This window comes from Bartonella vinsonii subsp. berkhoffii ATCC 51672, from assembly GCF_902825225.1.
GTDB classification, from domain to species: domain Bacteria; phylum Pseudomonadota; class Alphaproteobacteria; order Rhizobiales; family Rhizobiaceae; genus Bartonella; species Bartonella berkhoffii.
Genome location: NZ_CADEAK010000298.1, coordinates 1 through 395, shown reverse-complemented (window position 1 = coordinate 395; position 395 = coordinate 1). Strand labels below are relative to the sequence as shown.

The window sequence follows — 395 nt, the reverse complement described above, 5'->3', positions numbered from 1 at the left end:
TTATGGTTCTCTCACAACACCTGATCCAATAATTTTACAGCGCCTCCTTTCTGAAATTGTCACTGAAGGTGTTACACATGTAGCCCTTGAAGCATCTTCTCATGGACTTGATCAAAGGCGACTTGATGGGGTATGTTTAACTGCTGCTGCCTTTACCAATTTAGGGCGTGATCATATGGATTATCATGCGTGCGTAGAGGATTATTTGCGTGCTAAAATGAGGCTTTTTGATACGCTTTTGCCTCAAGATGCACCTGCTCTGATTTTTGCTGATGATGCTTATTCGCAAAAGGTTATTGATACTGTTACAAGGGCACGCCGTCGTGTTTTAACAATTGGACGTAAAGGGCGATTTATCACCGTTAATCGTGTGGAACATCAACGTTCAAAACAGT

1 protein-coding gene is annotated in these 395 nt (G+C 42.0%); it reads left to right on the top strand.

What is annotated here, in order from left to right; translation table 11 throughout:
- On the top strand, positions 1 to 395 hold a 395-nt coding region (locus J7R10_RS09345; RefSeq protein WP_246787437.1), incomplete at both ends, for a Mur ligase family protein.